This window comes from Oceanobacillus piezotolerans (assembly GCF_003665065.1).
Classification (GTDB): Bacteria; Bacillota; Bacilli; order Bacillales; family Amphibacillaceae; genus Oceanobacillus; species Oceanobacillus piezotolerans.
Window position 1 is genome coordinate 237,239 of record NZ_RCHR01000004.1, and the last position, 14,863, is coordinate 252,101.

At 40.5% G+C, this 14,863-nt stretch carries 13 protein-coding genes; 4 read left to right on the forward strand and 9 right to left on the reverse strand.

Annotated elements, in window-relative coordinates:
* Positions 1–9: 9 nt before the first annotated feature.
* Together D8M04_RS12835 and D8M04_RS12840 are read right to left on the reverse strand one after the other, a co-directional pair.
* Positions 10–426, reverse strand: coding sequence for a DUF1259 domain-containing protein (locus D8M04_RS12835; protein WP_121523598.1), 417 nt, complete (start codon positions 424–426; stop codon positions 10–12).
* A 108-nt stretch (positions 427–534) separates the two neighbouring features.
* Positions 535–2,130: a GMC family oxidoreductase gene (locus D8M04_RS12840; RefSeq protein ID WP_121523600.1), complete on the reverse strand. Its 1,596-nt coding sequence runs from the start codon at positions 2,128–2,130 to the stop codon at positions 535–537.
* A gap of 348 nt (positions 2,131–2,478) precedes the next feature.
* Here D8M04_RS12840 and D8M04_RS12845 point away from each other — a divergent pair, with 348 nt between their 5' ends.
* From D8M04_RS12845 to D8M04_RS12855, 3 genes are read left to right on the forward strand one after another with little or no spacing between them, the layout of a single operon-like run.
* Positions 2,479–3,558: a tartrate dehydrogenase gene (locus tag D8M04_RS12845; protein ID WP_121523602.1), complete on the forward strand. Its 1,080-nt coding sequence runs from the start codon at positions 2,479–2,481 to the stop codon at positions 3,556–3,558.
* On the forward strand, positions 3,555–4,301 hold the full coding sequence (locus D8M04_RS12850; RefSeq protein WP_121523604.1) for an SDR family NAD(P)-dependent oxidoreductase: 747 nt from the start codon (positions 3,555–3,557) through the stop codon (positions 4,299–4,301). Before D8M04_RS12845 ends, D8M04_RS12850 begins: the two co-directional genes overlap by 4 nt.
* Before the next feature lie 16 nt (positions 4,302–4,317).
* The gene (locus D8M04_RS12855) at positions 4,318–5,766 is read left to right on the forward strand and encodes an aldehyde dehydrogenase family protein (RefSeq protein ID WP_121523957.1); all 1,449 of its coding nucleotides are present in this window, start codon (positions 4,318–4,320) and stop codon (positions 5,764–5,766) included.
* A 259-nt stretch (positions 5,767–6,025) separates the two neighbouring features.
* Here D8M04_RS12855 and D8M04_RS12860 read toward each other — a convergent pair whose 3' ends face one another.
* The 7 genes from D8M04_RS12860 to D8M04_RS12890 are packed head-to-tail and all read right to left on the reverse strand — an operon-like array spanning position 6,026 to position 13,617.
* Positions 6,026–6,841: an ABC transporter permease gene (locus D8M04_RS12860; protein ID WP_121523606.1), complete on the reverse strand. Its 816-nt coding sequence runs from the start codon at positions 6,839–6,841 to the stop codon at positions 6,026–6,028.
* 10 nt (positions 6,842–6,851) lie between these two features.
* Entirely contained in the window at positions 6,852–7,793 is a 942-nt protein-coding gene (locus tag D8M04_RS12865; RefSeq protein ID WP_121523608.1) for an ABC transporter permease, read from the reverse strand.
* Positions 7,794–7,808: 15 nt separating this feature from the next.
* Positions 7,809–9,350, reverse strand: coding sequence for an ABC transporter substrate-binding protein (locus tag D8M04_RS12870; protein ID WP_121523959.1), 1,542 nt, complete (start codon positions 9,348–9,350; stop codon positions 7,809–7,811).
* 44 nt (positions 9,351–9,394) lie between these two features.
* Positions 9,395–10,372, reverse strand: coding sequence for a P1 family peptidase (locus tag D8M04_RS12875; protein WP_121523609.1), 978 nt, complete (start codon positions 10,370–10,372; stop codon positions 9,395–9,397).
* A gap of 12 nt (positions 10,373–10,384) precedes the next feature.
* Positions 10,385–11,398: an ABC transporter ATP-binding protein gene (locus D8M04_RS12880; protein WP_121523611.1), complete on the reverse strand. Its 1,014-nt coding sequence runs from the start codon at positions 11,396–11,398 to the stop codon at positions 10,385–10,387.
* Positions 11,361–12,392: an ABC transporter ATP-binding protein gene (locus tag D8M04_RS12885; RefSeq protein ID WP_121523613.1), complete on the reverse strand. Its 1,032-nt coding sequence runs from the start codon at positions 12,390–12,392 to the stop codon at positions 11,361–11,363. The genes D8M04_RS12880 and D8M04_RS12885 overlap by 38 nt, the downstream gene beginning before the upstream one ends.
* 4 nt (positions 12,393–12,396) lie before the next feature.
* Positions 12,397–13,617 carry a M20 family metallopeptidase gene (locus tag D8M04_RS12890; RefSeq protein ID WP_246001238.1) on the reverse strand — a complete coding sequence of 407 codons (1,221 nt, stop codon included), beginning with the start codon at positions 13,615–13,617 and terminating at the stop codon, positions 12,397–12,399.
* A 282-nt stretch (positions 13,618–13,899) separates the two neighbouring features.
* Here D8M04_RS12890 and D8M04_RS12895 point away from each other — a divergent pair, with 282 nt between their 5' ends.
* Positions 13,900–14,757 carry a protein-glutamine gamma-glutamyltransferase gene (locus tag D8M04_RS12895; RefSeq protein WP_121523617.1) on the forward strand — a complete coding sequence of 286 codons (858 nt, stop codon included), beginning with the start codon at positions 13,900–13,902 and terminating at the stop codon, positions 14,755–14,757.
* Positions 14,758–14,863: the final 106 nt, after the last annotated feature.

The window sequence follows — 14,863 nt, forward strand, 5'->3', positions numbered from 1 at the left end:
AATAATATATTATACAAATCTAAGGCCTGCCTCTTTTGCTGCTTCAAAACTTTTTCTAGCAAATTCGAATGGACTCATTCCAACGTTTTCCCAGTGCATATACATTAACCGGGGTTGTTCAAACAGCCAATGATTATGAAGTGCTGTTACGATAAGTCCTCTTCTTCGTAATGCATCCATCATTGGATCTGCCTCTTTTTGAAGGAGGACCGTTTCACCTAGATTAAGTCCATTTCTTTCAAAGGATAACAAAAATGGAAGAGCAAGTGGAGATACAGTGCGACGACCTAAAATAGTTGCTTGGATATCTCGAAGACGTATAATCGTACAAGGATTCGATTGGACAACTTCACCGCCAATAATATCTGCAAGTCTTTGACAAGTTGAACGAGAATCGAACCTGTGATCTGATTCTCTTTTATTCACTTAAACCACCTCCTTTTTACTAGATAGTGTATTCGGAGATGTTAGACAAGTGTAGACGAGTCACCGAAGGCAACCCCCCTTATATTCCAAAACTAAACTAATATTTTATTATTCTAGACGATACTCCCTAATTAAATGTCTTGCAATAATATGCCCAATAAGGAATGCAGTTGCAGACGTGTTACCATCAACTGTAAAAGGTATAATCTGTGCATCAGCAACCATTAAATGATGGACTCCATGGACATTGCCATACCGATCTACTACACCGCCATGATGAATGGGAGCCATACGAAGAGAGCTTTGTTGATGGTGATTATGATCAAAATTTTCCTTAATAAAGTTTTCAAGTTCTTCATCATTTTCAATGGTTTCAAATGTTGGATTGACAAGCTGATAATTTTTGTCAATTTTTGAAAGTTGCTCCGCAATACCTTTAATATAAACTCTGTAAATGGCTTTTATTGCTTCTAAGTCATAGTCATTTTCTAAGAAGCCTTCATCTGCGAGGACTATTTTCAATGGATCATTATTTTGTATTTTAATCGATCCTCGACTTTTTGGTTGCAAAAATATAATAACAATATTTAATTTGCCTTCCGATACAATCCCAACTAGTTGAACTCCTCGTCGACGATTATTATTCCTATTAAATGGATTTGGTAAAAAGGCACCTCCTGTATAAAGGGAAAATGGATCATTTTGAAGCTGTGGAAGATCCTTTTGATTAACGGAAAACGTAGCGGTGTTTAGGGTGTGATTCGTCAAATATTTCCCTACATTTGGATTGTTAATAACAACAGGAATACCGGCCTGACGCAGGTCATGTGATGGTCCGACTCCAGATAACATTAACAGGTGGGCACTGTTTATACCTGCTGATATAATTACTCTGTTACGGGCAAAAGCTTTAACCTTTCTACCTTCTTTTAAAAATTCGATCCCTATTGCCGTTTTCTCCCTAAATAAAAGACGAAGAGCCGTTGACTTATAAATCACCATTAATTTACGTCCATTCACCCCATGTCCTTCAGGAGTTATAATGTCTGAAGATAAAAATGCAGTAGAAGAACTTTCACGCTGTCCATTATTTTTTTGAAATAGTTGCCATCGAGTGAAAGGTCCAATCGGAGTTCTTGGATCGTTATAGTCTAGAATTCGATTAAAACCTGTCGCTTGTTCCATCGCTAGAACTAATTTTTTTGTCATATCTGGTGGATTGTTAGGAGCTTGCCTGATATTTAATCGACCATTAAATCCATGGAATTCAAGACTATTTGTTATACCATGGAAATTTTCTAACTGTTTAAAGCTACGTATTGCTTGTTCAGGTGACCACATGGAACCTAAAAGCCGGTCCCATTCTTTTAAAACAGCTGGTGTGGGTCTAACATATTGTTCACCATTTATGGAAGATCCTCCCCCAGAGAGCCGCCCCGTAGTCCATTCAAAAGTTCGATCATTTACCTCTGGTTGAGGTACTCCTTCCCCTTGCCAAAAATATTCTGGAAAAAATTCGTCTTCTAATTCGAGAGCAAATCTAGAATCTCGAATTGGTCGGTCTCTATCATTGTTTTCTCCTGCCTCAAGGACTAAAACTGAAGTTTTTTTATTATCTGTTAGAGTTTTAGCTAGAACTGCACCAGCTGGTCCAGTTCCAACAACTATAAAATCATACATTTTCTTTGAATAACTAGAATCCATTTTGCTTTCTCCTTTCTTCTGTTTATTTATCATATGAAAACTAGAGAGGAAAGAAGTGGGTAGAGAAATTATCTCGATAGCAATTTATATGGAAAGAGTTATTAAAATGGCACAAATAGATTTGTCATAAAGAATATAGTTGTAGAACTGTCTATGAAAAAAGATTGAGAGAAATGGAGTATTAGAGAGCAATTAGCAGTCCTAATTGGCATACTAGTGATGTTTCTATATAACTCTCTCTTCTATATAGTTCAATGAATTTTTTAATATTTCTGTTTACAATTACTAACCTGTCTTATACCATATACATAATACATCTAATTTATCTGAAGAAGGGGGTTTTAAAAGATGAATTATTTCAATATTGCTTCTATTCCTGGCGACGGCATCGGCCCAGAGGTGATGAATGAGGGCTATAAAGTATTGAAAGCCATGGAGAATTTGCATGGGGGTCTCTCATTTAAGATAGAGGAATTTGACTGGAACTGTACAAGATACATAAAGACAGGGACAATGATGCCAGATAATGGTCTGGATATTCTCAAAGACTATGATTCTATTCTTTTCGGTGCTGTAGGAGCACCAGAAGTTCCGGATCATATTTCCGTCTGGCAGCTGATTTTACCAATTCGCAGAGCCTTTCAGCAGTATGTTAATTTACGTCCCATTAAACTATTAAAAGGAATAGAAAGTCCCCTCCGCAATAAAACGGAGAAAGATATCGATTTTATTGTTATTCGTGAAAACACAGAAGGAGAATATTCCAATAGCGGTGGGAAGCTGCATGAGAACACTCCCCATGAAACAGTTATCCAAAACAGTGTTTTCACTAGATTTGGTACAGAAAGAATTGTGAAATATGCCTTCCAATATGCAAAGCAAAAAGGAAAAAGCAAGCTTTCTGTCGCGACCAAATCCAATGCCATGAACTATTCGATGCCATTTTGGGATGATATTGTTCGTGAGATTTCCCGTGATTATCCAAACATTCCATTCCATCTTTATCATATCGATGCCCTTGCAGCGTTTTTCGTATTAAAGCCAGAGGAATTTGAAGTTGTCGTCGGAAGCAATCTATTTGGCGATATCCTTACAGACTTAGGGGCTGCGGTTGCAGGTGGCATCGGGATTGCACCTTCAGGAAATATCAACCCAGAAGGAGATTATCCATCGATGTTTGAGCCGATTCACGGGTCGGCGCCAGACATTACGGGGAAAGGAATTGCAAATCCAATTGCTCAAATTTGGAGTGTTGGTCTCATGCTTGAACATTTAGGTTATTCAGATCTGGCTTCTGTAATCATGGCTGCCATTGAAAAAGCGATAGAAAAAGGAGAGGCATTAACACCCGATTTAGGCGGAAATGGGACAACAGATGCGTTTGGTGATGCCATTGTCAGTGAGATCTTAAAAGGAGTGGAAGTATGAACCATCAGGGAAAAGTATATGTGATAACTGGTGCAGGCGGTGGCATGGGAAGTGAAGTAGCTTCTAAACTGCTTACAGAAGGCGCGAAAGTAGTCGGGATTGATATTTCACTGGATGGGATGAGCCATATTTCAGATGATAATTTTCGTAAAGAGGAAGCTAATCTTTTAGATGAGGCTCGGGTAAAGGAACTTTTCAAACAAGTTTATGAGGAATTTGGCAAGATCGACGGACTTGTTAATATTGCTGGGATTGCTCAGTCCTCAATGCCTATCTCAGATGTTTCGCTGGATTTTTGGAATAAAGTGATTGGAATCAATGCAACAGCAGTATTTCTGACAAGCAAAGAAGCAGTTTCGTATATGAAAAAGGGGGGCGGTGGATCAATCATTAACGTTGGTTCTGTTTCGGTTGCAAGACCTCGACCTGGCCTTCAATCGTACATTGCATCAAAAGGAGCAGTAGAAGCATTCTCTAGAGCACTTGCCATTGAGGGTGCTCCAGATAATATACGAGTAAATGTTCTTCATCCAGGACCAGCAGAAACCAAGATGTTACCGCAATTTTCATCAGAGAAACAGCAAGCTGGCGGCTTAAGCAGGAAAGATTTCACGCAAAGCGTGCCACTTGGTAACTTAATCCAGCCAACCGATATTGCGGAAGCAGTCCATTATTTATTATCGGATGGTGCGAAAATGGTAACTGGAACAACACTACATGTTGATGGCGGCAGAAGTTTATAGAGAAGGCGGGAGAGAAATGGAAAGAGTAAAAATGCTAATCAATGGCGAATGGGTTGGAGACTTTAATTCGGAATGGATAGAGGTATATAATCCTTCCAACGGAGAAAAGCTTACTGAAATTGTTAATGCTGAGCATGAGCACATTGATTTGGCAGTTTCAGCTGCTCGTGCAGCATTTGAAAGCAAAGAATGGCAGGATTTTAAACCATATGAGCGTGGACAATTGCTAATGGAGCTTGCAAACTATATTCGTGAAAATAAGGAAGAGCTAGCAGAACTGGAATGTCTTGATGTCGGAAAACCGATATCCCAAGCTCGGAACGATATCGAAGCAGCAGCTCGGTACTTTGAATTTTATGCGGGAGCGGCTGATAAGCTAATGGGTGATAGCATCCCAATTGAAAATGGGCTGCTTGATGTAACGGTCTATGAGCCGATGGGGGTAACCGCCCATATTATCCCGTGGAATTATCCGATTCAGATTACGGCTCGCAGTGTTGCAGCAGCAATTGCGACAGGGAATGCTGTGATTGTGAAGAGTGCAGAGGATACACCACTGACAACCAATTTTTTAGCGAAATGGTTTGCTGAGAGCAAGTTGCCTAAGGGGATTTTTCAACATGTAACCGGGTTAGGTGCAAAGCCAGGCAGCTATCTCGTTTCCCATAAAGATATCGATCAAATAACTTTTACCGGGTCCGTAAACACCGGAATATCCGTGATGCAAGCTGCGGCTGCCAACGTCACACCAGTAACGCTGGAGCTGGGTGGAAAGTCTCCGAACATCGTATTCAACGATGCGGATCTTGATAAAGCTGCCACAGGCGTTGTGAATGCCATTATTCAAAATGCCGGTCAAACATGCTCGGCAGGTTCAAGACTACTCGTACACGATGGAGTAAGGGAACCATTTTTAAATAAGTTAGTAGAGAAATTTGCAAGGCTGACCATTGGCCAAGGTATCGATGACCCTGACATTGGCCCGATTCTCAATAAACGTCAATATGAAAGAATCCTAGCCTATTTAGAAATCGGGAAAAAGGAAGGAAGCATTCTTTTCGGTGGATCAGCCGCTAATGTAGAAAATGCAGAAGGCGGAAATTATATTACCCCAACCATTATTGACGGTCTAAGCCCAGACAGCAAGCTGGCACAAGAAGAAATCTTTGGCCCAGTTTTAACGATATTCACGTTTCATGATATCGAAGAAGCAATTAAACTCGCAAATGGCACGGATTATGGGTTAGTTGCCGGGGTTTGGTCGCAGGATATTGATACAGCTCACTATACTGCTTCGCGAGTGAGGGCAGGCCAAGTTTTCATCAATAATTACGGAGCAGGTGGAGGCATTCAAATGCCGTTCGGAGGCTATAAGAAGAGTGGTATTGGGAGAGAAAAAGGATTTGAAGCACTGCGTAATTATGTACAGTTAAAAAATATTGCAGTGAAATATGGCAGGGATTAAAGTGTCTAATGTAAAGCAAAATCCTAATGATGGAATGGATATGGGATATGGGCGATCTTCTGGATATATGAGCGGTTTTATGAATTTATGAGCGGTTTTCCGGATATATAAGCGCTTTACTGAATATATAAGCGTTTATCAAATTATATAAGCTAATTTACGAATGGATTACTTCAGCCCTTTCCAAATTATAAACCGCATGAAATCAAATTTTGATTGCATGCGGTTCTATTATTTTTTGACGTATTTTCTTAACCAATTACTTTGACCGAGGGTCCATGATATCTCTGATTGCATTGCTAAGGAGATATAATCCTAACACCAACAATGTAATCGCGCCCCCTGGAGCATAGGTGTACCATGGTGAGCTGATTAAAAAGCTTTGAGCATCTTTTAGCATTCTGCCCCAGCTAGGGTCTGGCGGCTGGACTCCAAGGCCTAAATAACTCAGTGCTGCTTCTGCGAGCATGGCAATCGCAAAGGCAATCGATAAAGCAACAATAATTTGCGATGAAATATTAGGCAAAATATGCTTGAACATAATTTTATAAGGTTTTACCCCGATTAATTTTGCCGCGGTCACATATTCAGATTCCTTCTGCTGTACAAAGCCACTCCTTGTAACCCGCGCTATACTTGGTATCGCGATGATTCCGAGAGCAATCGACGTATTGATAATTCCTGGTCCGAAAACAGCAACAAGCATTAGAGCTAAGATAATTCCCGGAAAGGCCATGAGTGCATCCATAATCCTCATGAACACTTCATCAAGGAGGCCTCCTGCATAACCTGCAATTCCCCCGATTAACACACCGAAAAATGCACCAATTGCAACCGTTAGCAAGCCAACTATAAATGCAGTCTGGCTCCCTTTAAGAATCCGACTGAAAATATCGCGTCCGAATTCATCGGTGCCGAAAATATGCGTCTTACTTGGCTCTTGCAGTTTATTAGGTATGTCCATCGAATTGACATCGTAAGGAGTATAAAAGTAACTGACAACCATCATTCCAAAAAACAGCAGAAGGATACCAGCTCCTAATAGGAGATTTATGTTTTTCTTATATTTTTGCATGATTCACTTCCTAACGTAACCGGATTCGTGGATCAATGACAGAATATAACATATCCACTATAAAATTGATCAAAACGACGGTAATGGTAATGTACATGACAATTCCTTGTACTAACGGAAAGTCGCGATAACTAATCGATGTGATTAACAGTTGACCTACCCCTGGTAAGGCAAAAACCTGTTCCACAATGATTGTTCCTGCTACCACTTCTGCCGTAATTAAACCAAAGATTGTAAGAATTGGAATGAGCGCATTTTTTAGAATGTGTTTATAGACGATAAGTTTCTCCGGTAACCCCTTACTTCGGATTGTCCGCACATAATCGAGCTCCATTTGCTCTAAAATAGCCGTACGGACATACCGAAACTTCACCGCTATTTGCGGGATAGCGATGGTTAGCGCTGGTAAAACCAAGGTACTTAATGCCCCTTTTATACTTTCTGACCATGGAATATATCCATTAATTCTGAAAAAGTCGACATTCATACCTATATACAAAATGAGAATCATTCCGAGCCAGAAGGAAGGAATTGCCATCCCCAGTTGTGTAACCGATGATAATACGACATCACTCACTTTATTTTGCCGTCTTGCTACAAATATCCCTAAAGGAAGGGCAACGAGTACAACAATCACTAGTGCCATACTCGCTACAGATAACGTTACAGGCAATCTCTCCATCAGCAAATCACTTACTGGCATGGAAAAACGAATAGAATTCCCTAAATCTCCTGTAAATAATCCACCTATCCAATCGAAATACTGTTGATATAAAGGCCGGTTTAAGCCTAACTCATTTCTTAAATTCTCAATTTGCGTCTCATCCGCCTCTGTTCCAAGCATCGTTCGCACTGGATCACCTGGTAATATTTGAAAAACTGCAAACGTAATGACCGACACAAGTGCTACCGTTATGACGAGTAAAAAGATGCGACGGAGATAATAGAACATCGTACCAGCCCTTTACTATTCGAATTTAACTTCCTTCATATCATGGAACCAGAATGGATAACTTTTCAGTCCCGTAATATTTTGTTTCGATCCCCAGAGGATTTGATAGTCGGCAATGTAAACCGCTGCCGCTTGCTCATTGAGAATTTCTTGAGCGCGGTGATAGTACTCTATTTGTTTCTCGCGATCTGTTTCACGGAGAACATCAGCCATTACTTGGTCGAATTCTTCGTTCTTAAATAGGAAGAAGTTTTCAGCATCATTGGTCGATACATAGTCATTTAGCACTTCATATGCAGATGGACGACCCGTTAAATCAATCGCTGTCATTTCATAATCACGGCCAAAGTAAACACGTTCTAGCCAAATTCCCCATTCGACAACTTCAATCTCTACATCGATGCCAATTTCTTTCAAGTTTTCCACAGCAATTTGAGCAATACTGGAGTAGATATCGTTATGGGAAGACACGGTGATTTTGGTTTTAAAACCATCGGGATAACCTGCTTCAGTCAGTAATTCCTTTGCCTTTTCCACATCTCGCTTGTAAACATCCTGAAGCCCATCAAGATAATAATCGCCCATGGCAGGACTCATATTGGAACCTGTTGGCGTCGCATAGCCAAAGAATACGGAATCAATAACATCCTGTTTATTGATGGCATAGCTGATCGCTTGGCGGACTTTCACATCATTAAATGGCTCTTTCTCTTCATTAAATGTAATTATTAAAGATGAGTTGTTATTCTGATGTGTGACATTATAGGTCCCTTCTACTTCTGGAACACGATGTCCAGGAACACCTGTCAAATCAACTTCATCTGCTAAAAGGTTCATCACTGCCGCTTGGTCATCTGATTGAAAGGCGAATGTTACTTTATCCAAGTAAGGCAGTCCATCTTCCCAGTATTCTTCATGCTTTTTCAATTCTAAATTTACTCCTGGTGCATAGTTCACGAAGGCAAATGGTCCTGTTCCAATCGGACTTTCATTATGTTTTCCATCATTGCTCTTCGGTACAATGGCAGATTGTAATGCTGTTAAGGAATATAAAAAGTTCGAGTTTGGCTCCTTTAATGTCATTACAAATGTCGTATCATCTGCTGCTTCAATGGATTCTACATTATCAAAGTTATTGGATAATTTTTCTCCTCCATTTAGCCCCATTAAACGTTCAAATGTATACACCACATCATCCATTGTTAACTCTTCACCATTATGGAATCTCACGCCTTGGCGAATGTTAAAAGTATAAGTTAAACCATCTTCTGATACTTCATAGCTTTCTGCTAGTCCCTCTGTCAGAGAACCATCTGTTTGCGGTATAAATAATCCTTCAAACATATTCAGAATCATTTGAAAGGAAATCGATGCGGTTGCATGATGTGGGTCTAAAAAGTCTGGATCATCATTAATTCTTACTGTGATCTCCTGTGCCCCATTGGATGAACCGCCTGACGTTGCTACAGTTCCATCACCGCTCTCCGATGATGTCCCATTCTCTCCACTCTCACTTTCAGAGCCACCGGAACACGCACTAATAGTAAGCAATACCATAATTAAAATGAATGATAAGACATATTTTCTCTTTAACACTCTACTCACCCCTTTATTATTTTTAAGCTTGAATAGCTTTCCATATCATGAACAGGTTCCGCTGCTTTCACTGCCTTTAAAATGGCCTTCTCCATGGCTTCTTCAGCGAGCGTTCCTAGATAATCCACTGAATATTTTTTGGTGCCTGTCCCTAACACAAAGATTGTGTCTCCATCTGCCATTGTGTGAACAGGAAAGATGGTTCTTGCTAGAGCATTTTGAGCAAGTCCTGCAATTTTCTTTGCTTCTGCTTTTGTCAATTTTGCATTCATCGCAATAGCACCTATGGTTGTATTTGCCCCAGCGTGTGCTACTATCACAGGGTTTTTCTTTATGTAATCGATACTATTGATAAAGTCTTTCGTTTCCTGATGGATTGCCCCGGCAATAATCCTGTTTGTTTCTGGATCCCTTACATCACCTACTGCATTGACGGAAACAATGGCCCCCACAACTAAATCATCTGCCCCTTGCACTGAGGTACTGCCTAACCCAGATTTCATCGCTTTATCAGGCCCAGGAATTTTTCCAACTGTAGCTCCACAGCCAGCTCCAACGTTTCCCTGTGGAAAGTCTCCGGCCCGTGCTTGGCTCGCGGCCTTGTAGCCCATCTCCAAATCGGGGCGCACTTTCGGATCGCCAATGTGAAGGTCAAAAATGACGGCACTCGGGACGATCGGCACCTTTACAGTTCCAACTGCAAACCCGATATCCTGTTCCTCTAAAAATTTCATTACGCCAGATGCTGCTTCCAAACCATAGGCACTGCCACCTGACAAACAAATCGCATGTACTTCCCCAATGGCATTGATTGGGTCCAGTGCATCTGTCTCTCTTGTGCCTGGAGCAGAACCACGGACATCCACTCCACAGCTCGCACTGTTCTCTGTCAAAATAACCGTACATCCTGTTAAAGCTTGGTGATTTTCTATATTTCCTACCCTAATGCCTGGAACGTCTGTAATATTGTTATATTCACGCAAATCCAATCACCCTCAAACTTCCAGAATACTGGACTCTTTATTTACTTCACTATCCTCATATAAAAAACAGGCAACCTGTTGGGCTTCATTCCTATTTTTAAGCTGTGGTCTTTCATGCCTGCATCTGTCCATCGCGAATGGGCATCTTGTGTGAAAGGCGCAGCCGATTGGCGGATCAACAGGGCTAGGCAGCTCTCCTGTAATTTCGATTTCCTCCCGCTTCTTTTCAAAATTAACGACTGGGATCGCCGAGAGAAGCGCTTTTGTATATGGATGCAATGGATTTTCATAAAGGGCATCTTTCGTTCCCATTTCTACGATTCTTCCTAAATACATGACGGCGATTCGGTCACTAATGTGCTTAATAACGCTTAAATCATGAGAGATAAATAAATAGGTTAAACGGAACTCATCCTGTAGATCCATCATCAGATTCAGCACTTGGGATTGAATCGAAACATCGAGCGCACTTACCGGTTCATCAGCAATAATGAATTTCGGATTAATCGCAAGAGCTCGGGCAATACCAATACGTTGTCTTTGGCCTCCAGAAAACTCATGGGGAAATTTTTTCAGTGCTTCTTCTGATAAGCCTACTTTTCCGATTAATTCTCGCACTCTAGCTTTTCTCTCGATTTTGGACAAATTCGTATGCATTTTGATTGGCTCTTCAATAATTTTCTCAATGCGCATTCTTGGATTTAAGGAGCCAAAAGGATCTTGAAAGATCATTTGCATTTGGTTCCTGGTTTGCTGTAATTTGCTTCCCTTCTGTTCTTGGATGGGCTCGCCTTCGAAAATAATTTCACCTTCTGTCGGCTCGACTAACTTTAATATCGTCCGGCCTAATGTTGATTTTCCTGAGCCCGATTCCCCCACAATGCCGAGCGTCTCCCCCTTATAAACAAAGAGAGAAATATCATCAACAGCTTTTAAGACAGGCTTTTTTCCGAATTTATTTGTTTTCACGGGGAAGTAGGTTTTCAGCTTAGAAACTTTTAGTAACACTTCTTTGTTCTTTGTCAACGGCTTCTCCTCCCTTCTTAAAGGGAATATAGCAACGGACGTGATGACCTTCTGATACACTTTCTAGTTCCGGTGCGGAATCACGACAAATATCCATTGCGAATTCACAGCGATCCGCGAATCTGCAGCCTTTAGGAAACTGATGTGAAGGCGGTACATTCCCAGGGATGGACAGCAATCTCCTTACATTATTTTCCAAACTGGGCATGGTTTTAAGCAATGCTTTCGTATAGGGGTGCTGTGGATTTAAGAAAACTTCCTTTACCTCCGCTTCTTCCACGATTTGACCAGCGTACATCACAAGCACCCGGTCAGCCGTCTCCGCGACAACTCCCATATCATGCGTAATTAATAGAATGGAAGAGTTAAACGTATCCTGCATTTTAAGCATAAGTTTTAAAATTTGGGACTGCACGGTGACATCTAGAGCGGTAGTTGGCTCATCGGCAATAAGAACTTTTGGATTATTCGACATCGCGATTGCAATCATGACCCGCTGCCGCATTCCACCTGATAATTGATGTGGATACTCCTTAATGACCTTCTCCGGGTTTGCTATTCCGACGAGTTTTAATAACTCAAGTGCACGTTCCTTCGCTTCTTTTTTTGAAATTCGTTGATGATGGATGATGGACTCCATAATTTGATCACCAATTTTAAAGACAGGATCCAAAGAAGTCATTGGTTCTTGGAAAATCATTGCGATATCATCACCACGGACTTTTCGCATCTCTTTCTCGGAGAGTCTCAGCAGGTCCTTCCCCTCTAATTCAATGGAACCACTTACAATTTTTCCTGGAGGAATGGAGAGGAGTTTCATGATAGAAAGAGAGGTCACGCTTTTTCCACTGCCGGATTCCCCTACTAATGCAACGGTTTCTCCTCTATTTAAATGAAAACTAACCCCGTCCACAGCTTTTGCCATCCTACTAGGCGCTATTTCAAAGTAGACTCTTAGATCTTTTATCTCCAGAAGTTTCTCTTTTTGCTCCATGCTTTCACCTCAAGTTAGTTAAAAATTGCAATGCTGCCTCACGGTAAATTGCCGTCGTTTCTGCTAATTCATCTATGTCAACGTATTCATTTATTTGGTGTGGTATATCGCGATCACCGGCACCTATGGTTACAATTGGTATACCATGCACGTGTAAAAATGTTCCGTCTGTTGCACCTGGCACCCCGTTATATTTGGGTGTTTTTCCTGTTACGTTTTGAACCGCTTTATATACTGCCTGTACAACAGGGTCCTGTTTGGAAGTTGAGGTTGCTGGACGATTATCTAAGACTGTTAGTTCTGCTCGAAAATCTGGATCTTTCTCTTTTAGCTTGTCGATAATTCCATGTATTCGCCGCAGCAATTCATCATGATTCTGGGCCGGAATGGTCCGAATATCTAATGTCATCATGCTGTGATGAGGGATTACATTTATTTGTGGATCTCCCTTTACATGTGACCTTACAATCGTCGGAGTAATCGAAGGCCATTTTAAGTATGGATCTTCGCCATATCTTTCTTGTTCTTCTTTTTCTAGGTTTTCTAGTTCAACCATGAGCTTTGCTAAGCGAATGTTAGGATTAATGCCACTCCACGAAATAGCACCATGGGCTTGTTTTCCAAAAACATCAACTTGAACCCGCATTGCTCCTCGTTGGGCGATACAAACCTGATTTTCCTCCGGTTCACAAATAATGGCACCATCCACACCGTCTGCCCATCCGCGTTTAATAAAATCCTTGATGCCAATCATCAATCCCTCTTCATCGCATGGAATGCAAAGAATAATTTTACCTGTAAATTCTTCTTTATCTAATAGGAGTGATTGTACAGCTGTAATCATGCATGCTAGATTCCCCTTTGTATCATTGGTGCCACGTCCATACATTCTCCCATCCACGATTTCAGCGCTAAATGGATCGTATTTCCATGTATCAGGATTACCTGCTGTAACAACATCTGTATGGCCCTCAAATAATAAGGTTTTTCCTGGTTTACCTGAATCGATGATACCGATTACATTTGGTCTGCCTGGGACTACCTCCTGGATATGTGTCTCGATTCCAATCTCTTGCAAGTAATTAGCGACATAGGTGGCAACTTTGGACTCATTTCCTTCGGGGGCATTCTCCCGATATACACTAGGAATTTGCACAAGCTTTTTCGTTAATTGAATCACTGTTTCCCGATCTCTCTTATATGTCTCAGTAGCCTCAATCTTCAACCCGTGACCCCCCATTATAATACCAATATTCTGATAGTTTTATATATTATACAAGATAATAGGTTAGTAGTAAATAGAATTTTGGGAGGGGTTCGGACATATTAGCTGAAAAGGTTAACGAAACTCGGAAGCGGGCATCCAAGGTATTGCTGGAAACGGAAGCATGGCAATCCATTCACTGCCTAACCAACACCATATTTGTTTATGTTGGTTATACACCTTAGAAAGAAAAATGAATAGGCTGATATTATTAAAATTGATGTTAGATTGGAGTAAAGATTATTGATACAAGTATCGGGAAAAAATTTTCAACAAAGTGACATGTGGCCACCAGATACTATGGAAAGTATCTTCATTCAACGAATGCAAGAAGATCCTGCCGTTTATTCATATCAATCTCTAGATCAATTATCATTTGAAATTAAGTTGCGTAAAAACATCATATTAAGTGCAAAAGCTATGAATCAAGGCAAAGCACAGTTTGATATCTTTGAGAACTCTCGCTGTAATCCCCAGTATTGGCTATTGACCGACATCGGGGGATTCCAATTAAAGCCCGGTGTAAAACCATCTGATGCCATTCGAGACATATTCATCAATAGTTCCCAATATGCGTTTGAATGTGCTACTGCAATGGTGATTATCTATTACCATGCCGTTTTGAACAGTATAGATGAAGCTGTATTTAATCATTTATTTCAGAATCTCTATTTATACAGCTGGCATTCTCATGCAATTCTTGGAACACGCAATCATAGAACGAGTCATTTCTTACCTGGAGATGTCGTCTACTTTAATAATCCAGATTTCGATCCGGAAACTGCTTGGTGGAGAGGAGAAAATGCTGTTGTTCTAGAAGATGGCACCTATTTTGGACATGGATTCGGAATAAGAACAGCTGAAGAAATGATTCAAGTTCTAAATGACGTAAGAAGACCTGGAAGTCATCGATCAGCCTATTTGGAAAATTTCGTTACAAGACCATCTTTTAAACATCTGTGGGAATACTCGAGAGTATCACGGAGTTATCTAACTCATAAAATTCAACCTATCATCATACACCATAATGAAGATTCAATTTCACATAATCGATATCTGTTCTATGTTTATCAGGTTTATAAACAGTTAAATGGTATATAAATTATCCATATAAATAAAATCTACCAATGTTTGCTACAACTTAAAAGATGAGTAAGATTTAATAATCCTACTCATCTTTTTAACTATTTATTTAATGACCTCAACA